This is a genomic window from Ruegeria sp. C6 (assembly GCF_056537625.1).
Genome location: NZ_JBQFRW010000009.1, coordinates 81101 through 106335 on the forward strand (window position 1 = coordinate 81101; position 25235 = coordinate 106335).

Consider the following 25235-nt stretch of genomic DNA (forward strand, 5'->3'; position numbering starts at 1 on the left):
CGGGGCGCGATTCCCCCCGAATGTATTTTTAGCCAGATGAAGCGGTCGGGTTGGTTTAGCTGAGTGCGAAGATCACCAGCGTCGCGGCTATGCCTGCGGCCGCGCCGATCGTTGCTGGCAGAAGGTTTGCGATCAAACCCGGGGTCTTTGGGTCGTCTTTTTGAGTCTGGGCAATAAGGGCATTTTCCACCAGACCGGGCAAGCGGGGGCCGAAACGGGCAAGCACCAGGGCGGTTTTGCCGAAATCGCGCAGGGCGGCGCGGGGGCCGATGGATTGTTTGATGTAATCCTCGACCACCGGTCGGGCGACCTCCCAGATGTTCATGTGATCATCAAGCGAGCGGGCGACGCCTTCGACCACCACCATGGTGCGTTGCAGCAGGATCAGCTCGGTGCGGGTTTCCATGCCAAAGCGTTCAGTGACTTCGAACAGGTAGCTTAGCAGCCGACCCATCGAGATATGGGTGGCGTCCATGCCGAAGATCGGCTCACCTACCGCGCGCAAGGCGCGGGCGAATTCGTCGACGTCCTGATTGGCAGGCACATAGCCTGCTTCGAAATGGACTTCAGCCACGCGTTTATAGTCGCGGCGGATGAAACCAAAGAGAATCTCGGCATAGACCCGGCGAGTGTATTCATCGATATGGCCCATGATGCCGTAGTCGTAGGCGATGATGTCCCCGTTCGCAGCGACCTTGAGGTTGCCTTGGTGCATGTCGGCGTGAAAATAGCCGTCGCGTAGCGCGTGCAACAGGAACAGGCGGAGCACGCGCTCAGCCAGATCGCGGCGATTATGTCCGGCAGCGTCCAGCGCGTTGTTATCTCCCAAGGGAATGCCATCAGCCCAGCTGAGTGTCATGACGCGACGAGCGGATAGCGACCAGACCACCGGAGGCAGCCAGAATCCGGCATCATCCTTGGTATTGGCAGCGTATTCCGAGGCGGCGGCACTTTCCAGACGCAGGTCCAACTCGCCGCGTACTACGCCGTCGAAATGCTCGATCACTTCCATCGGGCGTAGTCGGCGCGCTCCGGGGGCGCAAAGTTGTACCATACGCGCGGCGAAATAGAACGCGTCTACATCCTTGCGGAAGGCGCGCTCGATACCCGGTCTCAGGACTTTGACAGCAACGTCTTCGCCTGTGCTGGTCAGCTTGGCCTTGTGAACCTGAGCAATCGAGGCAGCGGCGATGGGTTCACTGAACTCGCTGAATATCTCTGACGTCGGTTGGCCTAACTCTTTCTCGACCTCTGCCATTGCTTCAGCTTTGGAAAAGGGCGGCAGCTTGTCTTGCAGAACACGCAGTTGCTCGGCCAGTTCATTTCCCACCACGTCGGGGCGGGTCGAAAGCACCTGCCCGAATTTGATGTAAGCCGGACCCAATGCGGTCAGGGCACGGGTGGCGGGCGGCATCTCGGGGTCGCCCTTGTAGCCCAGCCATTGGAACGGTTTGCCCAGCGTATGCGCCAGAATACGTACGGCGCGCGGCGCTTCAAACGCGTCCAGCACCACATTCATGGCACCGGTGCGTTCCAGCGTGGCGCCCGTCCGGACCAGGCGAATGATGTTGTGGGGGCCGCGCATCTAGATCTTCCAGCCAGAATGCAGTGCGGCAATGCCCATGCTCAGGTTGCGGTATTTGGCGTTTTCGAACCCGGCGGTGCGGACCATGTTCAGGAATGTCTCCTGGTCTGGGAACTTGCGGATCGATTCCACAAGGTACTGATAGCTGTCGTAGTCGTTGGCGATCAGCTTGCCCATACGCGGGATGACATTGAAACTGTAGAGGTCGTAAAGCTTCTGCAGCCCGTCATTGGGTAACTGGCTGAACTCAAGCACTATCAGACGACCACCGGGCTTCAGAACGCGATAGGCCTCGTTCAGCGCCTCTTGCGGGCGGGTGACATTCCGGATGCCGAAGGAGATGGTGTAGACATCGAAGGTGTTATCCTCGAAGGGCAGCGCCATCGCATCGCCCACCACCCAATTCAGGCTGTCGGACATCTGGTCGGCCTCGGCGCGCTGGCGGCCTTCGACCAGCATCGGCTCGGTCAGGTCCAGCACGGTAGCATGGCCGTGGCCTGCGCGCTTAAGAAAGCGGAACGAGATATCGCCGGTGCCGCCCGCCACATCCAGAAGCCGCTGACCGGCGCGCGGGGCAAGCCAGTCCATCATCGCGTCTTTCCAGACCCGGTGGATGCCCATCGACATCACGTCGTTCATCACGTCGTATTTCGAGGCGACCGAATTGAACACGCCCTGTACGCGGCCGGCTTTTTCAGCCTCGCGCACGGTTTCGAACCCGAAATGGGTGGTCTTGTCGTTTGTGTCGGACATTTGCCTTGCCGTTTGTCGAATTTCGCCTCTGTTATAGGGCGATAAGAGGCGGGCACAATGCGGCCCTTTGGAATAGGAGCCCTGTAATGCCCGAATTGCCCGAGGTCGAGACAGTAAGACGCGGCCTGAGCCCTGCAATGGAGGGCGCAGTGATCGAAAGGGCGGATGTGAATCGCCCCGATTTGCGTTGGCCTTTCCCGGCTCGCATGGCCGAGCGGCTGACGGGGCAACGGGTGGATCGGCTGCGGCGACGGTCGAAGTACATTCTGGCGGATCTCAGCAGTGGCGAGACATTGTTGATCCATCTGGGCATGTCGGGGCGGATGACGGTCTCTGGCGATCCGCTCGGACAGTATGCGCATGAGCATCCGATGGCGCAGAAACATGATCACGTGGTGTTACATATGGCTAATGGCGCACGCATCACCTTCAACGATCCGCGCCGGTTCGGGGCAATGGACCTGCTGCCGACGGCAACGGCGGAGCAGCACAAGCTGCTATCGGTTCTGGGACCTGAACCGTTGGGTAATGATTTTCACGAACAGCACCTGATAGACGCCTTCAAAGGCAAGAACAGCCCGGTCAAATCGGCGTTGTTGGATCAGGGAATCGTTGCCGGTTTGGGTAATATTTACGTCTGCGAAGCGCTTTATCGCGGCAAGGTGTCGCCACGTCGCAAAGCGGGACAGATTTCTGCGCCACGCGTTGCGGCCCTTGTGCCGATCATCAGAAAAGTGTTGCAGGACGCGATTGAAGCGGGTGGGTCATCGCTGCGCGATTTCCGCCAAGCCGATGGAGAACTTGGATATTTTCAACACAGTTTCGACGTCTACGGCCGCGAAGGAGAGCCTTGTCGAACTGAGGGTTGTGGCGCTGAAATCAAGAGAATCACCCAGTCCGGTCGCTCATCATTCTATTGCGCGCAATGCCAAAGATAACTTGATCCAGCGAAATCGCGTGATAAGGAATCGTACCTGAACGGAACAACCGGAAGCTTACACCTCATGGCTTTTGAGACGATCATCGTCGAAATCGAAGACCACGTCGCCCTTATCAAGCTCAACCGTCCCGATGCGATGAACGCGCTGAACACCCAGTTGCTGGGTGAGCTGTGCGAGGCGCTGGAAGATGCGGATAGCAATGACAAGGTGCGCTGCATCGTCATCACCGGCTCGGACAAGGCCTTTGCCGCCGGTGCGGACATCAAGGAAATGTCCGAGATGAGTTTTGTCGATGTATTCGACGTCAATCTGTTTGCAGACGCCAACGATAGGGTTTCCGCGATCCGTAAACCTATTATCGCCGCCGTTGCCGGTTACGCGCTGGGCGGCGGGTGTGAACTGGCGATGCTGTGCGATTTCATCATCGCTGCCGACACCGCCAAGTTCGGCCAGCCCGAGATCAATCTGGGAGTCATCGCGGGGCTTGGTGGCAGTCAGCGTCTGACCCGCTTTGTAGGAAAGTCCAAATCGATGGACATGAACCTGACAGGCCGCTTCATGGACGCTGAAGAGGCCGAGCGCGCCGGATTGGTCAGTCGTGTCGTGCCCGCCAAAAAGCTGATCGAAGAGGCAACCGGTGCGGCGCAGAAGATTGCAGAGAAATCGCAGATCACGGCCATCGCGGCCAAAGAGGCTGTGAACCGCAGCTATGAGCTGCCGCTGAGCGAAGGCATGCTGTTTGAGCGTCGGGTGTTCCATTCGATGTTCGCGACAGAGGACCAGAAAGAAGGCATGGCCGCGTTTCTGGAAAAACGTGCGGCTCAGTTCCGCGACAAGTGATCATAATCGTCGCTTAGTGATATTAGGCGGGCAGACCCCGCCTTTTTCCCTCATCACATACTGGAAGAATCAGCTTGGCAAACCTGCCAAACTTGGTTAGAGACCGCCGTCATACATGCGCGTGCGGCCCGCTTGGCCCGACTCACACTCGTGATTTCTGATCGGGTGCGGATATGTCCGTGGCGCGCAACCCAAGATAAACGTACCGAACAAAAGGTCAGAGACACATGGCAAATTCGCCCCAGGCAAAGAAACGCGCCCGTCAGAACGAAAAGCGCTTCGCCGTCAACAAAGCGCGTCGTTCGCGCATCCGTACCCACCTGCGCAAAGTTGAGGAAGCGATCGCATCCGGCGACAAGGACGCAGCTACCGCAGCCCTGCGCGCCGCTCAACCCGAGTTGATGCGTGGCGTCACCAAAGGCGTCTTCCACAAGAACACCGCAGCCCGCAAAATGTCGCGCCTGTCGGCGCGCGTCAAAGCGCTGGGCTGATTCTTTGGGAAAACGCGTCAAGCGTTGATTTACGAAAAAGGCGTCGCTGATTGCGACGCCTTTTTCATTGTTGCCGGAAAGCCGCGTCTTCACGAAGCCGAGAGATTCTTTCGCCCAGAACCCCGAGTCAATATCAGAGTTTCGTTGCCCGGACCCTTGGGCTCTTGCTACGACTTAGTCAGCGATTCACTCGCTTGGGGGGACAGGCTGTTCCAAGGATCTGACCGACGGGCATCGGGAAGATTTAGGAACGAATATTCGAAAGCTGGCTTCGGTCAGTTGGACGATCTGCTCTGGGTCTCGGGTTAGCCGAAGATCCTGGCCCTGTCGATAAATTGGAATATCATGCGCATCCCGGATTCCGGGTGTGCCCCCATTTTGGGGCCGTGCTGTATTGGACTGCGATGATATTCGAGCGTACCCGCCAGACCATCAGGTTTGGCGAAACGTTCCCTTGTGTGTGAGCGCCATAAAGGCCCGTAATTCGGGACACATTAAAAAAGGCCTTAAGGCCAATAATGAATGGGATGCGTGAGGCGCCGAATGACACAAGAGAAATGGGGACAACTGCGTAGCAAATTGATGAAGGCGGTTGGGAAGAACAATTTTACCACCTGGATTGAACCCTTGGAGTTTCAGGAGTTGCAGGATGGTGTAGCGGTGTTCTCGGTGCCGACCAACTTCATGGGCAACTATGTCAGTCAGAATTTTGCGGACCTTATTCTCTATGAGCTGAATACCTCGGGCGAAAAGGTTCAGCGCTTGGCGTTTCGCACAGCGGCCAATTCGTCAGCCCGTCCCACATTGGTGGAAGAGTCCAAGCCATCTCCCGCGCCAGAAACCCGGCCCGCTGTTACAGATACAGCCAATGATGCACTTGAAGCACTACAGGCTGCGCCACTGGATGCACGGTTTACCTTTGATAGCTTTGTTGTTGGCAAACCCAACGAACTTGCACATGCCGCAGCTCGCCGCGTATCCGAGGGCGGCCCGGTAACTTTCAATCCGCTCGTGCTCTACGGCGGTGTTGGACTGGGTAAAACCCACCTTATGCACGCGATTGCGTGGGAGTTGAAAACCAAGCACCCCGAGTTGAATGTGCTTTATCTGTCAGCAGAACAGTTCATGTATCGCTTTGTGCAGGCTTTGCGTGAACGCCGCATGATGGATTTCAAGCACTTGTTCCGTTCGGTCGATGTGCTGATGGTCGATGACGTGCAGTTCATCGCTGGCAAGGATTCGACGCAGGAAGAGTTTTTCCACACGTTCAACGCGCTGGTGGATCAGAACAAGCAGATCATCATCTCGGCCGACCGCGCGCCGGGCGAGATCAAGGACCTTGAAGACCGCGTAAAGTCACGCCTGCAATGTGGCCTTGTCGTCGATCTTCATCCCACAGACTACGAATTGCGTCTGGGAATCCTGCAGAACAAAGTGCAGCAGTACAGCAGCACTTATCCCGATCTGACCATTGCTGATGGTGTATTGGAGTTCCTTGCACACCGCATCTCGACCAATGTGCGCGTGCTGGAAGGGGCGCTGACCCGCCTTTTTGCCTTTGCCTCGCTGGTCGGGCGCGAGATCGATATGGAGCTGACGCAGGATTGTCTGGCCGATGTACTGCGCGCCTCCGAGCGCAAGATCACCGTCGAAGAGATCCAGCGCAAGGTCTCGGATTATTACAACATCCGCCTCAGCGATATCATCGGCCCTAAACGCCTGCGGTCCTATGCGCGTCCGCGTCAGGTGGCGATGTATCTGTGCAAGCAACTGACCAGTCGGTCGCTGCCTGAGATTGGCCGTCGATTTGGCGGGCGCGACCACACCACGGTCATGCATGGCGTGAAGCGCATCGAAGAGCTGAAGTTGACCGATGGCCAGATTGCCGAAGATGTTGAGATGCTGCGCCGGGCCTTGGAAGCCTAAACCGCACTGAATCCTTGAAAAACACCCCGGACTATTGCGTTCGGGGTGTTTTCTTGTGCGCTATTGTCCACGGTTGAGAATGATCTGGAGTGTTTCACGCGCGCTGCTCTTGACCACCGAGGCAATCCGACCCAGAAATCCGTAAAAAATCCTTGTGCCTCAGGGCTGAGACGCTAACGTGCCAGTCCCGCCTATTTCGGCACGCAAGTCAAAGGAACAGAGGGTATGAAGATCAGCATCGAACGCGGCACCCTTCTCAAGGCCGTTTCGCAGGCCCAGTCAGTTGTCGAACGTCGCAACACGATTCCCATACTTGCCAACGTGCTGATCGAGGCCGAAGGCGATCAGGCGCTGTTTCGTGCCACCGATCTGGACATCGAAGTGGTCGACAAGGCCCCCGCGCAAGTCGAGAAAGCGGGCGCTACGACTGTTGCGGCCACAACGCTACATGAGATCGTACGCAAGCTGCCCGATGGGGCGCTGGTGACCCTGACCGCAGATAGTGCAGCTGGGCGGTTGACCGTGGAAGCGGGGCGCTCGAATTTTTCTCTGGCGACGCTGCCGAAAGAAGATTTCCCGGTTATGGCGTCTTCAGAATACCAATCGAACTTTACGGCGTCGGCGGCATTGTTGCGCCGGCTGTTCGATAAATCGAAGTTTGCCATTTCCACGGAAGAGACGAGATATTATTTGAACGGCGTTTACATGCACGTTGCGGATGGTTCCGAGGGCGGCAAGGTATTGCGTTGCGTGGCGACTGATGGTCACCGCTTGGCACGGATCGATGCGGATCTGCCGGATGGTGCAGCGGATATGCCGGGCGTGATCGTGCCCCGCAAAACCGTGGGCGAACTGCGCAAGCTGCTGGATGATGACGAGATGGACATCGCCGTCTCGGTCAGCGAAACCAAGGTGCGGTTTGCAACACCTGACATCACGCTCACCTCGAAAGTGATCGACGGAACGTTCCCGGATTACACACGCGTCATCCCGCAAGGCAACACGCGCAAGTTAGAAGTGGACGCGGCTGAATTCGCGCAGGCTGTGGATCGTGTGGCGACAGTTTCGTCCGAGCGGTCGCGGGCCGTCAAACTGCAATTGGATGCGGATAAGCTGGTTCTGTCAGTGAATGCACCCGACAGTGGTGCGGCTGAGGAAGAGCTGGCAGTTGCTTACGGGGATGAGCGCCTGGAGATCGGGTTCAACGCTAAGTATCTGCTCGAAATCGCGTCTCAGGTGGATCGTGAAAATGCGGTGTTTATGTTCAACTCGGCAGGTGATCCGACGCTGATGCGCGAAGGCAACGACCAAAGCGCGGTATATGTCGTAATGCCGATGCGCGTCTGATTGCCTCGACTGGGTGATCTCTAACGAAAGAGAGGGGTCATGGGATTGGCCCTGACCGAGCTTACGGTCTCGCATTTTCGGTCTCATAAGCTGGCGCGCCTGTCGTTGGACGGGCGGCCAGTCGCGATCCATGGGCCAAACGGTGCCGGTAAGACCAACATCCTGGAAGCGGTTTCTCTGTTTTCACCCGGGCGCGGGATGCGGCGGGCAAGCGCCGCTGAGATGACACGGCGCCCCGAGGCGCTGGGGTGGAAGCTGATTGGGCTATTGAATGCGCAAGGACAGAATTTCGAGATTGAAACCTGGTCCGAAGGTGGTGCGGCGCGGCAAGTGCGGATTGATGAGAAAACCTCAAGCCAGATTGAATTGGGAAAGCTGGCGCGGGTAGTTTGGTTAATCCCATCGATGGACCGTCTCTGGATCGAAGGGGCTGAAGGGCGGCGGCGGTTCCTCGACCGGATCGCGCTGAGTTTTGATCCGGCACATGCCGAGGCATCTCTGACCTATGAAAAAGCGATGCGCGAGCGGAACCGGTTGCTGAAAGAACAAGTTCGCGATGCCCATTGGTACGCGGCGCTGGAAGGGCAGATGGCCGAGATGGGGCATCGCATCCACGCCGCGCGGTTGAGTACGTTGGAGTATCTGCGCGCAGCACAGGACAAAGCTGAGACGGCCTTTCCGTCAGCGGATCTTGAATTGGTCCAAACCGAAGGTGCAATGCCTGAGACGGCGGAAGACTTGCGAGAAGCTTTGGATGAAAGCCGGTTTCGCGATCTGGCCGCCGGGCGGACTTTGGTCGGCCCGCATCGATCAGACCTGTATGGTGTATATTCCGCCAAGGGCGTTCCTGCCAAAGATTGCTCGACCGGTGAGCAGAAAGCATTGCTGGTGTCGCTGATCCTATCAAACGCGCGAGCGTTGGCGGAGATGGTTGGAGCACCTCCTATTGTATTGCTGGATGAGGTGGCCGCGCATCTGGATGCGGGTCGGCGCGCTGCGTTGTATGATGAGATTTGTGCGCTGGGCGCACAGGCCTGGATGACGGGCACCGGGCCTGAGCTATTTGCGGAATTGGGGGATCGAGCCCAAACGCTGGTCGTTACCGAAGGCGACGAGGGCTCGGTCGTCCGCGTTTAGGCAGGCTCGCCGACTTTGCGTTCCCAAAGGAAGCCGCGCATCACTTCGTCGACCGGGGTTTTGGCCATGTGGTTGACGTAGTTCGACATGGTTTTTTGTGCCAGACCCAGCACGACATCCAGGACCGCACGGTGGGAATAGCCAGCGTCAAAGAAGGCCTGCAACTGTTCTTCAGTCGGGTTTCCACGGGTTTCCATCACTTGCAGGGTAAAAGTGCGTAGCGCTTCCAGCTTGGCCGTGGGCAGCGGCGTTTCGTTGCGCAGCGCCTCGGTGATCTCGTCAGAGACCTTCATCATCTTTGCGATGCCGGTATGCGCAGGCACGCAGTAATGGCATTCGTTTTCGACATTGATGGTTTGCCAGACAACGGTTTTTTCGTCGTTGTTGAAATCGGTCTGCAGAAACAGGCCGTGCAGAACCTGATAGCCTTCCAGATGCTGGGGGCTTTCAGCCATTACTTTATGAAGACCGGGCAGGCGGCCGAATGCAGCCTGAGATTTCTCAAGCAGCGGCTTGGACCCTTCCGGGGCGGTTTCTAGGTCGTGAGACGGGAAATTGGCCATGTCAAAACTCCTGTTTCTGGCGCGATGAGTCGTATTTAGGGTTTCTTGAGCGATCACTCAAGTATATATTTGAGCGAACGTTCAAGAATTGGTGAAACGATGCCCCGCAAACCCTCATATGACCGAGACGCGCTTATCGCGCAGGCGCGAGACATTTTTTGGCGTCACGGCTGGGCGGGGACATCGCTTAAGGATCTCGAGCGAGAGCTGAAGCTTAAACCGGGCAGCTTCTACGCGGCGTTCGGGTCGAAAGATGCGCTCTACGCCCTGGCGTTAGAGCGGTATACTCGGGAAGGGGTTGCCAATATGAAGGCTTTGGCGCAGGAATTGGGCCCGCTTGGTGCTCTTAAGGTGCAACCTCGTCGTGTGATCGAGGCGTCGGAACTGCCAACAAAAGCCTGCATGTTGGCGAAGACTTATGCGGAATTGCAAGCCAAAGACCATGATTTGGCTGATCAGGCGCAAACCCATATGGCTGACATGAAAGCTTGTTTTGCGGACCTCTTTCGCAGCGCGCAGAAGGCCGGAGAAATCGCGCCAAGTCATGACCCGGATCGCTTGGCGGCGCGCTATCAATCCGACCTTCTGGGGTTGCGATTGTCAGCCGAACGGGACGATGTGAACGCGGCAGAAATTGCCGAGGATATTGCAGCAGACCTTGATCGGCTTTGATCCGCAAATTAAGCGGATCAGAACCACAAAATATGGGGGGAGCACGTGACAATCCCCACCAGAAAACGTATAAGTTACCAAAATAATATAGGTACTAACGGCATGTCCGAAGACGCACAGGCACCCCAAGAATACGGCGCTGATTCCATTAAAGTTCTCAAAGGCTTAGAGGCAGTTCGCAAACGTCCCGGTATGTATATCGGGGATACGGATGATGGTTCGGGTCTGCACCATATGGTGTACGAGGTTGTCGATAACGGAATTGACGAGGCACTGGCCGGTCATGCCGACCATGTGACTGTAAAAATTCACGCTGATTCCAGCGTTTCGGTCAGTGACAATGGACGTGGAATCCCGGTGGATATCCACCCCGAGGAAGGCGTTTCAGCGGCTGAAGTCATCATGACCCAACTGCACGCTGGCGGTAAATTCGACAGCAACTCGTACAAGGTGTCAGGCGGTCTGCATGGAGTGGGCGTCTCGGTGGTGAATGCGCTATCCGATTGGCTGGAACTGCGCATTTGGCGGGCCGGCAAGGAACATGTGGCGCGTTTTGAGGGCGGTGAGACGGCGGAACATCTGAAAGTCGTCGGCGAGTGCGGCGATCGCACGGGAACCGAGGTACGATTTTTGGCCTCGACCAACACGTTTTCGAACCTCGAATACTCGTTTGAGACGCTGGAAAAGCGCTTGCGCGAGCTGGCTTTCCTGAACTCGGGCGTGCGGATCATCCTGATCGACGAGCGCCCTGCTGAGCGGCTGGAAACCGAGCTGTTCTACGAGGGCGGCGTCAAAGAGTTTGTCAAATATCTCGACCGGTCCAAGACCCCGGCGATGCCCGAACCGATTTATATCAAGGGCGAGCGTGACGATATCGGCGTGGAAATCGCCATGTGGTGGAACGACAGTTATCATGAGACCGTACTGCCCTTCACCAATAACATCCCGCAGCGCGATGGCGGCACCCATGTGGCTGGGTTCCGCGGCGCGCTGACCCGGACGATCAACAACTATGCGCAGTCCAGCGGCATCGCAAAGAAGGAAAAGGTCAGCTTCACCGGTGACGATGCACGCGAAGGCCTGACCTGCGTGTTGTCTGTGAAAGTGCCCGATCCGAAATTCTCGTCCCAGACCAAGGACAAGTTGGTCAGCTCTGAGGTGCGCCCGGCGGTCGAAGGTCTGATGAACGAGAAGCTGGCTGAATGGTTCGAAGAGAACCCGAATGAGGCTAAGGGGATTGTCGGTAAGATCATCGAGGCAGCTTTAGCGCGCGAGGCCGCCCGTAAAGCCCGCGAACTGACCCGCCGCAAGACTGCGATGGATGTGAACTATCTGGCTGGTAAGCTGAAGGATTGCTCTGAAAAAGATCCGTCCAAGACTGAAGTTTTCCTGGTCGAGGGGGACTCGGCTGGTGGTTCTGCCCAGACCGGTCGGGATCGGCTGACTCAGGCTGTTCTGCCTTTGCGTGGCAAAATCTTGAACGTGGAACGGGCGCGGTTTGACCGGATGTTGTCGAGCCAAGAGATCGGTAACCTCGTGATGGCGTTGGGCACCGGCATTGGCCGCGACGAATTCAACATCGAAAAACTGCGTTACCACAAAATCGTCATTATGACGGACGCAGATGTTGACGGCGCGCATATCCGCACCCTCTTGTTGACCTTCTTCTACCGGCAAATGCCAGAGTTGATCGAGGGCGGGTATCTCTACATCGCTCAACCACCACTATACAAGGTTTCTCGCGGTAAATCAGAGGTTTACTTGAAGGACCAGGCCGCGCTGGATGATTATTTGATCAATCAGGGCGTCGAAGGCGCAGTACTTAAATTAGGCTCGGGCGAGGAAATCATCGGCCAGGACCTGACCCGCGTAGTGGATGAAGCGCGCCAGCTGAAGCGTGTGCTGGACGCCTTCCCAACGCATTATCCGCGCCATATTCTGGAGCAGGCTGCTGTAGCCGGTGCTTTCGTGCCCGGCGCTGTTGATGCCGATTTGCAGGGCGTGGCCGACAAGGTCGCGGCGCGCCTTGACTTGATTGCACTGGAATACGAACGCGGGTGGCAAGGCCGCATCACACAGGATCACGGCATCCGCCTCGCGCGCATCCTGCGCGGTGTGGAAGAAGTACGCACACTGGACGGCCCCATGTTGCGTTCGGGTGAGGCCCGCAAAACCGGCAGTTTCACCCAAAGCCTGCAAGAGGTCTACAACACCCCCGCAACGTTGGTGCGTCGCGATCGGGGTCAAGTCATACACGGCCCGCTCGACCTGCTGCGCGCGATTCTGGAAGAAGGCGAAAAGGGCTTGTCGCTGCAACGCTACAAAGGTTTGGGAGAGATGAACCCCGATCAACTCTGGGAAACAACGCTGGACCCGGACGCACGGACCCTTTTGCAAGTACGCGTGGATGATATGGTCGAGGCCGATGATCTGTTCACCAAGCTTATGGGTGATGTGGTAGAGCCACGCCGTGAATTCATTCAAAAGAATGCTCTGAGCGTGGAGAATTTGGATTTTTGAGCGGTTGTAGGTACGCACATAACACTGCATTCCTATCATTGATTTTATTCAAAAAATCTGGGTGTCTTCGCCCATAATTTTTCACAGCAATTGCGCATAAGTTTGCACGATTCGCCTAAAAGTTTGCACGGTTCACTATACGCGCTCAATTTTCGATTGTCTTAGCGTAGCTCGATCTACGTGAACGCACCAAAACTCAATCAAAAGCGCATTCTAGTTGGCAAACTCAACCCAAACCATGCTTGGGCACCAAAAAATCCAAAATGAAGTGCACAAGAGCGGCATGGCAGACCCTATCATTCCGATGAACCGGCAAGCGGAAAAGGCAACCCAGGCGCTCTTCACCGCCTACGGTATGGAAGGTATGATGAAGCTCAAGACCAACGTCGCCAACGTGGCCTAACAATAATAGCAGGTCTGGGGTTTTCTGGGCCTGTCTATCCAACACGGGAAAAGAGGAGCCTAGCCGATGACACACCCCGCATTTACCTCAGACTCTGTGGCCGTGATCACCGGGGGTGCTTCCGGCATTGGCCTCGCCGCAGCAGTGAAGTTCGCTCAGATGGGCATGCGCATTGTTATTGTTGATCAAGACACCGAGAAACTGGCTACTGCGGCAAACACGGTGTCTGCCGCCGGTGCGGCCGATGTGATGACGTCTGAGACAGATGTCAGTGATCGAGCACAGTTAGAAGCGTTGGAACGGAGGGTAGCAGACCGTTACCGCGGGGCAGACATCTTAATGAACAACGCTGGTGTCGGCGGCAAATCATCGACCATTGGGGACGCCACGGCTTGGGATAAGATGCTGGGCGTAAACCTTTGGGGTCCGATCCATGGCACTCAGGTATTCGCGCCAAATATGATCGCGCGAAACAGGCCAGGTGCAATAATCAATACAGGGTCCAAGCAAGGTATCACCACACCTCCGGGCAACCCGGCTTACAACGTCTCAAAGGCAGCTCTGAAAGCATTCACCGAGGCGCTATCACATGAGCTGAGAAACGGTCCCGGCCATCAGATCACAGCGCATCTCCTTGTGCCTGGCTTTGTTTATACTGGTATGATCTCCCTGCCTGAAAAACCTGCCTCCGCTTGGACCGCAGAGCAGACGGTCGACTTCTTTGTCGACAGCGTGAACCGCGGGGACTTTTACATCCTCTGCCCAGACAATGATGTCTCACGTGATATCGATGAGAAACGCATTGCCTGGAGCGTGGGAGACGTCATCGAAAATCGCCCCCCACTAAGCCGATGGCATCCAGACTATAAGAAAGCTTTCGAAGCGTTTATGGCGAAGGCTGACTAATCATCGTAATAGTCCAGCACTCAGTACGAGCTAAAGATCGGAGACTGTTCGGCGGCCCTACGGGTTAGGCGGTGCCTTTCAATTCGCGTTTAGTCTATCGTGAACAGCTCCTGCCTTTCAGCAACACCGCGCAATCTGTATTGCCCCAGGGAAACAAGACTTGGAATGGAGTTCACCAAGTCGCCGGCCACCTTGTTGGAGACGATAATGTTCTGATCTAGTGCGCTGCACATGCCAAGAATGCGCGACGATGTGTTGACTGCCGGGCCGACCACTGTGAAGTCCAAGCGGGTTCTGCCGCCAATGTTTCCATAAAGAACATCGCCGGCGTGCAGCGCAAGAGTGAAGCCGGTCGTTGGTAAACCGTCCGCTTGCCGTCGTTGGTTGAGTTCGTCAAAGGTATCTCGCAACTCCGCTGCTGCGTGAATTGCAACGCGGCGCGCATCCGGAACTTGATTGATATCGAAGATGGCAAGCATTCCATCTCCCATGAACTTCAGAACATTGCCGCCATGACGTTCAACAACGTCAACAGCTTCCGCAAAGTAATCGTTTAGCAATTCTATTATTGAATGTCCCGGAAGCGCCTCTGACAATTTGGTAAATCCTTGTAGATCAAAGTACCAAATCACCGCTGAAATCGTTTCGGATGAACCTCGGGTGATGTCCCCGGAAAGAACCCGCCTGCTGGCGTCTTTTCCCAAGTACGCGGCGGTTATGTCTTCAGCCATCAGCCTGTTTGCCCCACATTTCAGCGTCAGGCAAAGTGGAGATATCAGTTGACGCAAACCGTCAAGTTGCTGGCTTGTGAAACCCCCGCTCGCGTCGGTTGCCAATGAAATAATGGCACCTTCCTCGGCCTGCATTGGATCGACAGGTGTAGCATTATTTGGAAGAAGGAAGAACCGTTTGACAGCGAAGTAGTCTGTGGCACCGCGCTCGCGAAGTTCGTCGAAGATCGGAAAGTTGAGCGCGGGTTCTTCGACTGTCAGATCTTGCCTGATCTCTTCAACGTTGTTTGCCAAAAGATAGTAAATCGGGCTTAGTACGTATTCCTCAGGCGCATCCGTTCTTCGGACAAAGTTCTCTCGCTCGTTGCCGCCATCCCTGTGCCAGCGAAAAGCGACGGTTCCAATCTCGGGATGATGAGCGCGAACAGTGATGTTTGCTCTTTGAAGTGGAATTCCTGCCGAAACAAGACGGTTGCAGAATGCTTCAAGCCAGAGCTCCACAGGCGCATTCTCCAAGCCCTGTTGAACCAGCCAATCGGCTATGTCCTTAACGGCGGCGGTCAGTTCCCAGTTTTGGACTAATGGAGCTGCCATGATGACCTCACAACGGGTTGTCTCAACAGTTAGCTCCCAGTCTATTTCACTTCAAGGACACCTCAACTTCAATTTCCAGCGGTTCTCACTGCCCAAAGCGGACAAAGCTGCCGTCTTCATTCATCTCACGCTTTTTTATTTGAAGGCAAACACAGAAAGAGCAATTTTCAAGGCACCCAGATTCCGAAAGATCGCTTGGATACAGCGGGGGTCGAAACGTCAATCTTATCCTATTGCCTCAGTTGATCTATATCCGGAACACAGGATCTTCGGTTTTCGGGTAACTCTGTCGCTCCGTCCGCGCGTTTCTGGAAAACGTTGTGGTGAAGAAGCTTGATTTTCGGATGCGTCAGCGTCCCAACGACCTCGAACGGCCACGCGCTCCGCGACAAGGGCCTGCCGAGTTTTCGGGCCTCGGCCTGAATTGAAATCGTGTTTTTTATCCAATCCAGATCGCCGCGAGCAACTAGCTGTACCTTTTTGGCTTCCGCGACAAACGAGCTGAATGAAACGTCGCCAGCATCGATTTTAATGGGAGCGGCGAGGCACGTGATCTTGCTGTAACCTTTTCTCAGTTCTTCAGAAATTAGCCAAGGAAAAATGCCAAGTCCGGACAGTTCGAGAAGACTGGTTGATATTCCACCATTTGTCATCAAGATAGATGCAGAGCCTCTCATCGAGTTAAAAAAGGTCTCAACCGAGCGCCTGTTTCCGGTAAACTCAAAATTCCCATGAAGCTGGCCTACTGCCGAGTATTTGGTATTAAACTCGTTGAACAAGGTTGCCAGATTCCAATCCTTTATTGTGCCTTGAAGTGAAAGCAACTGCGGGCTCTTCACCATATTCAGTTTTGCCGTAGCGGAGAAATGACCTCCATCATATGCGACTTCGACCGGCCCAAGCTGGGCAATGCCGTTCATTGCCTTGAGATGGCTGGACAGGCTGGTTATTCCCTGTTCGCCCTCGATTTTTTTGATGTCAATGGACACATCGACATCCTGATCGAGCAGAAAGTCTTCTACCTCGACAAGATCACTGACTTTGCCTTTCGACACCTTGTGCTTTACGCCACTGGTTCCGGGTTGGCGAAAGCTTGTTGCAATGCGTGAGACAAAAGCAAAAGCGTTTTTAACGTCTTGAAGTTCGATACTCTGACTGGAAACCATGCCTTGCGTCAGTGGACGCGCGCCAGACGTGGATGTCTCAAGTTTGGCACTCAGTTGCGACTTTCCAGATGTTAGTGCGAGTACGCTTGAGTAGTTGTCTTGTTTTCCGTTTGCGGACAGGCTGACCTTTAATTGTCCGGCTTTGATTGTTTTCTGCCCGATGGCCGCTAGGAAACGGGCGCTGTCTTTGACATCTAGATTGAAATCGAAAGACAGGTTTTCAAATTCGTTTACGTTCCCGAGCTTAGCCTGGGTTTTAAGCTCCCACATTTCGGTATCAACGGTCTGCGCATCGAATTTGTTGAGGCTTAAGAACCCCTTTAGATCGTCCACCGAAAAACTGCCTTCGACGATGCCAAGCGATTTTGCGCTTAGGCCTCGGAAAAACAGCGATGACGGTATCGACATCGTACCGCTAAAGTCGACCTCTTTTAGGCGTAACAGGTCTTTAATGTTGCCTTTGGCCAAAAAGTAGGGTCGATCCTGTGGTCCCGCCTGCAAGCTAATATTTTCCAGCATCAGATTACCATTGCCAGCGCGAAACAGGCGGCCAAAGCGAACCGGACCTATCTGTTTTAATTCATTGTCAAACGCATTGGTCGTCAGAGTCAGATCCTGAAACTCCAGCGCGTTTTCAGTGCCAACAACGTGGGTTGAAAGGTCGGTGAGCTTTAAGTCCTTTAGATCCGTGGCCGTTTCAGGTGGATCTCCCTGCGGATAGAGGCGTCCGTCAACTGCAAGATCGATACCTTCAAAGCCGATCAGATTTTCGATAGAGCCTTCCACTGTCAGCAATTGACCTTTTGAAAGGTTTAAGGCCGTGCTGAGATCTGAGACTTTCAGCTTTGGGTTCTGGCTTTCTATGTCGGCCGCTAGATTTGCCCGACCTTCAATATCGCGATCCAGTCGGAGAAGTGCCAGAAGATCGCCGATTTCACCAGTATCCAACGTCAGTTTGCCTTTGAAACCGCCACCATTCTCCTCCGAGATAGGGCTGCCGTTGAGGTCAAGCTGCATCGCTCCGAAATTCGCGTTTGTCCTGAATGGCTGGCCTCGTGGATAGTCACCTTTGATCTGAAAGCTCTGCCCGTTTACGGTTCCGTGGCTTGTGACTGTTGCACCGGAATTGTCACCGAGTTGATCCAAATGCAGATTTTCCAATTCGAAATCGAATTCGAAACCAGTTGTCTCATTGTCCGCGATCAGAGAAACAGACGTGAAAGCTGCTGTCTTGTCGCTCAGGAAATCTAGAATACCACCCGTATCATCCTGTATTCCTAATGCTGTCGTACTAACCTGAGGCCGATTGGTCGCAATCCAGCTTTGCATCCCGTCTGCATCGGTCAGTAGTCGAACTTTCAGTCCATCGATGATCAAGTTGTCGATGCTGATCTGACCTGAAATCAACGCTGGCAGGTTTAGTTCAAGCTCCAGAACTTCTAGTGCTGCCAAACTCACGTTTTCTATTGTCTCGCTGGGCACTTCCACTTTGGTTGCGCGGACGTGGGTTGTTGGTCCCAAAACGACGCTCACATCTCCTCTTATTTTCACTGTCTGTCCGATTTGTTCTGAAAGCATCTTTTCGAGAACCGGCGTTCGAAAGCCGGAGAAAACAGGCAACGCTAAGGCAGTCCAGAAAAGCGCAATGACGACAACAATGAGCAGGGCGGCATGTCCAGCTATTCGCAAAATCAGTTTCATGGAACCCAACACCTTCGCCTCACATCGCCCAAGCTAACAAACGTCTGCTCAAAGAGACACTGCCTTTGGCAGTTGTGGAGACGTCCATCGAAATGCCAAATTCATTTGTTCCAAAATAAACAACGTGCATGTTTTTTGGACAATGCATCAATCTGAAGACGAGAAAGAGCGATGGGCCTTTGGAAAATCGTTTTGATCTCAGCCTTGCTTGCTTTCCCGTTTGCGATGGGCTTGCTTGCTTTGTTTGGCGCTTTCACCACTGTGGTTGAGTTGGAAGACTATTCGATTTCAGGGTTGCTTTTTGCTTTATTCACAGCCCTAGTGTTTGTCCTTTCGGCACCCCTCTTTTTGCCGCTGTTTTTCGTAATTGTGCCTTGGGTCGCCTTGATACCGATAATCGCTGTTCTCGCGTCATCCGTTGCTGTCCGAGTACAAAATCAGCCCAAGAAAATCCTTTTTGCAATCTGGCTTTTTGCTTGGATCGCTGTTTTTGCCGCCGCGATTTCAACAGGAAAGATATCTGCTTGACACAAGTGTGGACCAAATCCACTGAAAGTGGGTCTCTTTGCTTTTCGAACTGACAGCGCAATCCTGGTTCAAGGGAGCGATACGGCTCCACGAAAAGAACGAATTGTTGTCTAAGCTTTGGCTATCGACCGATAGCTCATTTAGGAATGTCAGATGGTTGTGAAATCGAAATTTGATTGCGATGGTATAAAACTAGATGTGCACGGCGAGTTCACAGATGACACCATGGTGTTTCAACACGGCTTGTGCGACACCGCTGAATATCCAATTGAGGCTTTTCCGCAAGATACAGATACAAGTGTTGTAGCGATGGAGTTTCGCGGACATGGCAACTCAGAAGCCGGGCCTGCTGATGACTTCTCGATCAGACAATTCACAGACGACGTGATTGCGCTCATAGAGGCAAAAGCTTCCCGGCCTGTCGTAATCGGTGGTATTTCCATGGGTTCCGCCGTTGCTCTGCGTGTGGCCGTTCAGCGACCTGAGCTTATCAGAGCCTTGGTCGTGGGTCGACCAGCCTGGCTGCTGTCTCAAGCACCATCAAACTTGCTTCCACTACTGCTTATCGGACGGTCTCTTCGTCAGGATCACCAAAAAGCACTGAGCAAATTTCGGAGAAGTGAACTCCATAGCATGTTGTCGGAGCATTTTTCTCACAATTTGAGTGCACTTCTCGAGCTTTTCGACAGACAACCGCTCGATATCACTGCGGAACTGCTTACGCGGATTTCCATGGACGGACCAAGTTTGAGTGTCGACGATGTCGCTTCGATAAATGTGCCGACGCTGGTGGTTGGAACTGACAATGACATCATTCACCCGCTTGATTATGCGTCGTCGCTTTCAAAAATGATCCCTAACGCAGAATTGGCAGTTATTACCCCAAAGTTTGATGATGTAGACCAATATCGAGTAGATTTTCAAAGTGTCCTATCAAGCTTCTTGCGCAGGCTTTGAACAGAGCAACGATTGCAAAAACAGCGTGATATCACCTAAAGCGTCGTCTGATTTTCGTTAGGCAGATCCCTTGAGACCAAGTCGTTTGCGATAGCGAGAGTTCCCGTAAGGGGATGAGTAGAGCACTTAAAACTGGGCTAGCCTCGCCGCAGGAGAAAACCGTTGCGCCGCCGTTCTGATGCGGAGATAGTCGAATGAATCTAGCAAAAGGGCGGCCTTTTGAAACCTTCTGATCTGCTTGGTTCAATACTCTTTTACTTGTTTCTGCCGGCAATGGCAGTGGCTCAGTCCGAAGCGACTGTTCCCAGCGTGATGGTGGCATCAGCGACGCTAGAGGATTTGCAAAAACAAGATCAGTTCGTCGGTCGCGTAGTTGCAGATCAAAGCGTCGATCTGCAAGCACGGGTGGAAGGTTTTTTAGAGGAGGTCAATTTTGTCGAGGGTGGAACGGTGTCGAAAGGCGATGTTCTATTCCGCATAGAAAAGAATAAATATGCTGCCAGCGTAGATAGGGCTTCGGCCGCGCTAAAAAGCGCAGAAGCCAGCGCTCAGGCGGGTAAGACCGAATTGGATCGGCAGAAGGCCTTGTTCGATAAGGGAGATATACCGCAGTCGGTGCTGGACACTGCGTTAGCAGATTACGCATCAGAGCAAGCGGCGGTAGATGAAGCAAAGGCAAATCTAAAGATTGCGCAGATCGATCTGAATTATACCGAAATCGTCAGCCCGATTGATGGACGCATCGGGTTGTCTGTTGTTGATGCAGGCAATCTCGTGAGTTCGGACACTGGTGTTCTGGCGACTGTAAACAGTATTGATCCGATGCTAGTTAGCTTTTTTATCTCTGAGCCTATTCTACAGCAGGAGCGTCGGAAAGGGCTCATTGACAAAGGCAATATCAAGCTGACGACCCAAATTAGATTGGCAGATGGAGAGACCTATCCAGCGGAGGGTAAGGTCATTTTCGTCGGCGACAGCGTCAATCAGGATACTGACACCATTGAACTACGCGCTAGCTTTGACAACCCGGATGGAGTTTTGATTCCAGGTCAATTCGTGAGTGTTGGTCTGACTGGATCCGACGACCTGAAGGTGCTGACCGTGCCGCGTAACGCTGTGCAATTTGATAAGCAGGGATACTTTGTGTTTTTAGTCGATGATCTGAGTAAAGCGAACCGACGGAATATTGAGATCGGCACCCAAACGTCTACCAAAACCGAGGTCACAAATGGTCTGACCCAAGGTGACCGTGTGGTAGTCCAGGGTCTTCAAAAAATTCATGATGGTTTGGTCGTGAAAGCGGTCGAAAGTCAAGGTTAGGGTCCGGCTTGATCGCGCGCTACTTCATCAACAGGCCGCATTTTGCAGCAGTTATAGCGATATTGATGGTTATATTCGGAGCGGTCTGTGTCCGTCTCATCCCGATCACCGAATATCCGCATATCACGCCTCCACAGATCTATGTTGATACCTCTTATCCGGGCGCCGATGCACAAGTCATTTTGGAATCTGTGGCTACTCCCATTGAAGAACGCGTAAACGGTATACCGGGTATGTTGTCTTTGGCCTCCAAAAGCGCGAACGACGGCACCTACATGCTGAATGTGTCCTTTGAACTGGGCACTGATCCCGACGTAGCCGCTGTTGAGGTTCAAAACCGAATCGCGCTAGCCAGCTCCGAACTGCCATCGGCCGTTTTGCAGCAGGGAATTGAGGTAACCAAGCGGTCTGGGAATATGATCGTTGTTATTAACCTGACCTCGCCAAACGGATCGCGAGATGAATTGTATCTTAGCAACTATGCCGCTGATTTCCTTCACGATCCTTTGCAAAGGTTGCCAGGGGTAGGCGCAGTTCGGCAGTTCGGCCAGCTGGAATATAGCATGCGGGTCTGGATCAATCCGGTGCGTATGGCTGCGCTAGGTATTACTGCGGCCGAGGTGGCCGACGCGATCAAGGATCAGAACGTCATCGCGGCCGCTGGACAAGTTGGAGCACCACCGTTCGCAGATGGCCAAACGGACTTTCAGTTCAAGCTGCGGGCGGAGGGCTTGCTGCGGGATGCAGAGGAATTCGGGCGAATTATCGTCGCTTCGAACGCAAATGGGTCAGTAACTCGACTAGAGGATATCGCTCGGGTCGAGTTAGGTTCCGCAACCTATTCCGGTTCGACTAAATTGAACGGAAAAGACTCTGCAACCGTCGCCGTATATCAAGAAAGCTCAGCCAATGCGCTAGAAATCTCGAACAACCTGCACGCATTGATGAAGGACTTGTCAAAAAAGTTTCCGCCGGGCGTGTCCTATGAAATTACGTATGACGTCACGGATGCAGTGCGTGTTTCAATCCGGGATATCTTGAAAACTTTGGCTTTGACAGCCGGACTTGTTGTCACGGTGACCTTCTTGTTTCTGGCCAGCGTGCGCGGCACCATCGTACCAGCCATTGCTATTCCCGTTTCGCTTTTGGGGACGGTAGCGCTGATCTATGGCATCGGTTTCAGCGCAAACATGATAACGCTATTTGCTCTCGTGCTGGCAATCACGTTGGTTGTGGACGATGCAATCATCATTGTCGAGAACGCAGAGCGAATCCTGTGTGAGGAGGAATTGGATCCTCGTGAAGCGACGTTAAAAGCGATGTCTCAAGTGAACCGCCCAATCATTGCGACCACATTTGTTTTGGCGGCTGTTTTTGTGCCGGTTTGCTTCTTCCCTGGTGTAACCGGCACAATCTATTTCCAGTTCGCGCTCACTATCATTTTCGCTTTTGTCTTATCCGCAGTTAATGCGCTAACTCTGTCGCCGGTATTGTGTGCAATAATGCTGAAGACAGGCAGAAAGCCGTTTGGACCTCTGGCTTTAGTACCGGCTGGGCTTTATTGGTTGCGGCGTCAGTATCTGCGCCTTGTCGCTTTCATGCTTCGTTACATGGCGATGTCGCTACTGGCTTTCGCAGGAGCCGTAGGTTTGACTATTTACTTCTTTGTTTCTGTTCCGACTGGCCTGATCCCGCAAGAAGACAACGGCGTTTTGATGGCATCAATGGAGTTGCCCGACGGTGCCTCATTGCAACGCACACAAGCGTTTATGGATAAAGCAGGTGCGCTGATTGAGCAGACACCTGGAGTTGAGTCAGTCACAATTGTTTCTGGCCACTCGATGCTGGCCGGAGGTCGCTCGAATGCAGGGATGGCAATAGTCACTTTAGCACCATGGGATCAGCGAACCAGCAGGGACTTGCAATGGTTCGCGATCATGCATCGATTGGAACGCCAACTCGCGACACTGCCTGAGGGGGTTTCATACGTCTTTCCTTTCCCGACCATTCACGGGCTTGGTTCAACCGGGGGAATTTCTCTGGAATTGTTAGATATCGAAAACGGCGACGGGGCAAAGCTTGACTCGGTGATGAATGGTTTTGTAACTGCGCTGAATGCGGCTCCTCAGTTTTCGCGGGCACATGGCAATTTTTCAGCCCAAAGTCCTCAGTATAAACTGTCGATTGACCGCGACCGAGCAGAGACCCTCGGCGTAAATGTGGCCGATATCTTTTCGGCTTTGCAATCCAACCTAAGCTCGTACTTCGTCGACAACTTTGTTCTGAATGAGCGGGTTTATTGGGTTGTAATATCCGCAGACGCTCAATTCCGGCAGACATTGGATGACGTCGACAATATCTACGTAAAAAACAGTGCTGGAGACTCTCTGCCGGTTCGAAACTTCGTCAGTAGTGAACCGGTTCTCGCACCGGATACTGTCCCGCGTTACAATCTTTTTACAGCAGCCTCCGTCAGCGCTCAGCTGGCTGATGGAGTCAGTTCAGGCGATGGGATCGCTGCTATTCAAACGATTGCCGACGAAACCCTTCCCGATGGATTTCAGATCGAGTGGTCGGGTGTGACCCAGCAAGAAGTGAAGGCAAAGGGTCTTGTGCCGTACATCATGCTTTCAGCCATGGTGCTGGCCTACCTTTTTCTTGTGGTTTTATATGAAAGCTGGATTTTACCCCTATCGATAATCTCATCTGTTGTTTTCGCACTTTTGGGTGCATTGATCCCACTAGCGCTATTGCCTTTCCTCACCAGCAATATTTTTGCTCAGGTTGGGATGGTTTTATTGATCGGTTTGGCAGCCAAGAAAGCAATCATGGTTGTCGAATTCGCCAATCAGCAGCGATCTAATGGTGTAAGCATTCAAGATGCGGCCCTAAAAGCAGCAGAGATCCGGTTCCGGCCGGTTACAATGACAGGTCTGTGTTTCATAGTTGGTGTTTTACCTCTGGTATTGTCCAGCGGAGCAGGAGCAGCTGCAAGAATATCAGTGGGCTATCCGGTATTGTTCGGAATGATCCTCGACAGCACTCTTGGGCTGATTATGATTCCTGTACTCTATGCAGCGTTCCAGAGTTTTCGAGAACGGTTGGTTGGGCTGGGTCGTTCTGTTCGCAAAATTTGAAACCAGTGAAGCCTTTTGGGTTTCTCCTTGGATGCTAGCGATTTAGAAAATTGATCGCGTAAGCGTGGAATAGAACGCTTTTAAAGCACCAAGAGATGTGTCGCGTTGTGCCACGATCTCAAAAATGTGCGCTATGATCGCTGCGAACAGGACTGCTCAGTAAACCGCCCTGCTGTCCAGGTTGGTTTTAGCGGAGCCGCGCGTCTGCTGGTCATGACCCGTATCGAGAAAGCAGGTCGAGTTGCGCCGTACGTGGACTCAAACCGTCTTTTACCGCCCAAAAACTATCACAAAATCGTCATATCGCGCGAAAAGTAATATTTTTACGCACGTAGATTGATTCTATGTGAAGTGGTTCGCATCACCAGGCAAAAAACGGCGCATAAATTCTGCCGGAATCCAAAGTATCCAGGGCTATCTCACGACGCTTTGTTGCTGGTGCTACAACGACTACCTTCAAAGTCGGTTTGAAGGCGCTGAGGCGAGGTGGCCAACAGATCTTGAGCTCAACGTAGCAAATCGCTTTCCAGACCTGGTGAGCGCTGATACGGCGTCATTGTGGCCAAGCATTGGTCCGGACAGGCTGGTCTTGCTTGGCCGGTTCCTCGCAGAGGCGGAGCATCTGGTTCGAGAGACCTGTGAGACACCGATTCAAGTGTAGATGTCGGATGTGACGACGGGCTCAGACGGTCCAATCCAGATCAACTTCCTTCGGTACGATCAATGCCTGGATCTCCCGCTCAAACGTCTCGTACTGGATAGCAAGCGCACATGTGCAAGATGTGGTCATGTCGGGGATATTGTACGGAAGAAGAACAAGGCAACTGCCCTGTGCGCGCGCTGTCAGGAGCAAGGCGATTGGAATCCCTTCGATGAGTGATGAGCTTTCCGATGAAGAGACCTTTGGACGTCGGTTGGAGTCCATCCCTGTGAATCGGCATGCGAAATTGACCCACTTGGGTGGGTTATGAGCGATTAAAATTGACCCACCTGTTTCGTTAGCATCCGCGCTTCAAG

The 25235-nt window shown here is 53.8% G+C and carries 18 protein-coding genes; 13 read left to right on the forward strand and 5 right to left on the reverse strand.

What is annotated here, in order from left to right:
- Window positions 1-55: 55 nt before the first annotated feature.
- Window positions 56-1585 carry a 2-polyprenylphenol 6-hydroxylase gene (ubiB, locus tag ACR0MJ_RS19730; protein ID WP_480762259.1) on the reverse strand — a complete coding sequence of 510 codons (1530 nt, stop codon included), beginning with the start codon at window positions 1583-1585 and terminating at the stop codon, window positions 56-58.
- A complete protein-coding gene (gene ubiE / locus ACR0MJ_RS19735) occupies window positions 1586-2338 on the reverse strand; it encodes a bifunctional demethylmenaquinone methyltransferase/2-methoxy-6-polyprenyl-1,4-benzoquinol methylase UbiE (protein ID WP_170597173.1) in 753 nt (250 codons plus the stop codon).
- Between the two features lie 86 nt (window positions 2339-2424).
- Here ubiE and mutM point away from each other — a divergent pair, with 86 nt between their 5' ends.
- The 6 genes from mutM to recF all read left to right on the forward strand — a co-directional run bounded on the left by mutM (window position 2425) and on the right by recF (window position 9020).
- Complete coding sequence (mutM, locus tag ACR0MJ_RS19740; RefSeq protein WP_170636530.1) at window positions 2425-3276, forward strand: bifunctional DNA-formamidopyrimidine glycosylase/DNA-(apurinic or apyrimidinic site) lyase; 852 nt, start codon at window positions 2425-2427, stop codon at window positions 3274-3276.
- A 66-nt stretch (window positions 3277-3342) separates the two neighbouring features.
- Window positions 3343-4119: an enoyl-CoA hydratase gene (locus ACR0MJ_RS19745; protein WP_170395375.1), complete on the forward strand. Its 777-nt coding sequence runs from the start codon at window positions 3343-3345 to the stop codon at window positions 4117-4119.
- A gap of 227 nt (window positions 4120-4346) precedes the next feature.
- Window positions 4347-4610 carry a 30S ribosomal protein S20 gene (gene rpsT, locus ACR0MJ_RS19750; protein WP_010442545.1) on the forward strand — a complete coding sequence of 88 codons (264 nt, stop codon included), beginning with the start codon at window positions 4347-4349 and terminating at the stop codon, window positions 4608-4610.
- Window positions 4611-5153: 543 nt separating this feature from the next.
- On the forward strand, window positions 5154-6536 hold the full coding sequence (dnaA, locus tag ACR0MJ_RS19755) for a chromosomal replication initiator protein DnaA (protein WP_170395377.1): 1383 nt from the start codon (window positions 5154-5156) through the stop codon (window positions 6534-6536).
- A 225-nt stretch (window positions 6537-6761) separates the two neighbouring features.
- The gene (dnaN, locus tag ACR0MJ_RS19760) at window positions 6762-7883 is read left to right on the forward strand and encodes a DNA polymerase III subunit beta (protein ID WP_010442547.1); all 1122 of its coding nucleotides are present in this window, start codon (window positions 6762-6764) and stop codon (window positions 7881-7883) included.
- Window positions 7884-7922: 39 nt separating this feature from the next.
- The gene (recF, locus tag ACR0MJ_RS19765; protein WP_170408655.1) at window positions 7923-9020 is read left to right on the forward strand and encodes a DNA replication/repair protein RecF; all 1098 of its coding nucleotides are present in this window, start codon (window positions 7923-7925) and stop codon (window positions 9018-9020) included.
- On the opposite strand, the gene ACR0MJ_RS19770 is transcribed toward recF, so the two are convergent.
- Window positions 9017-9583, reverse strand: a complete 567-nt coding sequence (locus ACR0MJ_RS19770) for a carboxymuconolactone decarboxylase family protein (protein ID WP_170423365.1) — start codon at window positions 9581-9583, stop codon at window positions 9017-9019. The two genes, recF and ACR0MJ_RS19770, sit on opposite strands and share 4 nt — an antisense overlap.
- Before the next feature lie 99 nt (window positions 9584-9682).
- On the opposite strand from ACR0MJ_RS19770, the gene ACR0MJ_RS19775 reads away from it, so the two are divergent.
- From ACR0MJ_RS19775 to ACR0MJ_RS19785, 3 genes are all read left to right on the forward strand, one after another.
- Window positions 9683-10255 (forward strand): TetR/AcrR family transcriptional regulator, encoded by a 573-nt coding sequence (locus ACR0MJ_RS19775; RefSeq protein WP_170408653.1) that lies wholly within the window; start codon window positions 9683-9685, stop codon window positions 10253-10255.
- Between the two features lie 102 nt (window positions 10256-10357).
- Window positions 10358-12775 carry a DNA topoisomerase (ATP-hydrolyzing) subunit B gene (gene gyrB / locus ACR0MJ_RS19780; RefSeq protein WP_170395385.1) on the forward strand — a complete coding sequence of 806 codons (2418 nt, stop codon included), beginning with the start codon at window positions 10358-10360 and terminating at the stop codon, window positions 12773-12775.
- A gap of 469 nt (window positions 12776-13244) precedes the next feature.
- On the forward strand, window positions 13245-14084 hold the full coding sequence (locus tag ACR0MJ_RS19785) for an SDR family NAD(P)-dependent oxidoreductase (RefSeq protein ID WP_480762265.1): 840 nt from the start codon (window positions 13245-13247) through the stop codon (window positions 14082-14084).
- Window positions 14085-14173: 89 nt separating this feature from the next.
- On the opposite strand, the gene ACR0MJ_RS19790 is transcribed toward ACR0MJ_RS19785, so the two are convergent.
- On the reverse strand, window positions 14174-15409 hold the full coding sequence (locus ACR0MJ_RS19790) for an adenylate/guanylate cyclase domain-containing protein (RefSeq protein WP_480762266.1): 1236 nt from the start codon (window positions 15407-15409) through the stop codon (window positions 14174-14176).
- A 230-nt stretch (window positions 15410-15639) separates the two neighbouring features.
- On the reverse strand, window positions 15640-18276 hold the full coding sequence (locus tag ACR0MJ_RS19795) for an AsmA family protein (RefSeq protein WP_480762267.1): 2637 nt from the start codon (window positions 18274-18276) through the stop codon (window positions 15640-15642).
- A 171-nt stretch (window positions 18277-18447) separates the two neighbouring features.
- Here ACR0MJ_RS19795 and ACR0MJ_RS19800 point away from each other — a divergent pair, with 171 nt between their 5' ends.
- From ACR0MJ_RS19800 to ACR0MJ_RS19815, 4 genes are all read left to right on the forward strand, one after another.
- Window positions 18448-18804, forward strand: a complete 357-nt coding sequence (locus ACR0MJ_RS19800) for a hypothetical protein (protein ID WP_480762269.1) — start codon at window positions 18448-18450, stop codon at window positions 18802-18804.
- A gap of 153 nt (window positions 18805-18957) precedes the next feature.
- Complete coding sequence (locus tag ACR0MJ_RS19805; RefSeq protein WP_480762271.1) at window positions 18958-19761, forward strand: alpha/beta fold hydrolase; 804 nt, start codon at window positions 18958-18960, stop codon at window positions 19759-19761.
- A gap of 219 nt (window positions 19762-19980) precedes the next feature.
- Entirely contained in the window at window positions 19981-21081 is a 1101-nt protein-coding gene (locus ACR0MJ_RS19810; RefSeq protein WP_480762272.1) for an efflux RND transporter periplasmic adaptor subunit, read from the forward strand.
- An 8-nt stretch (window positions 21082-21089) separates the two neighbouring features.
- Window positions 21090-24218 carry an efflux RND transporter permease subunit gene (locus ACR0MJ_RS19815; RefSeq protein WP_480762273.1) on the forward strand — a complete coding sequence of 1043 codons (3129 nt, stop codon included), beginning with the start codon at window positions 21090-21092 and terminating at the stop codon, window positions 24216-24218.
- The last annotated feature ends 1017 nt before the right edge of the window (window positions 24219-25235 follow it).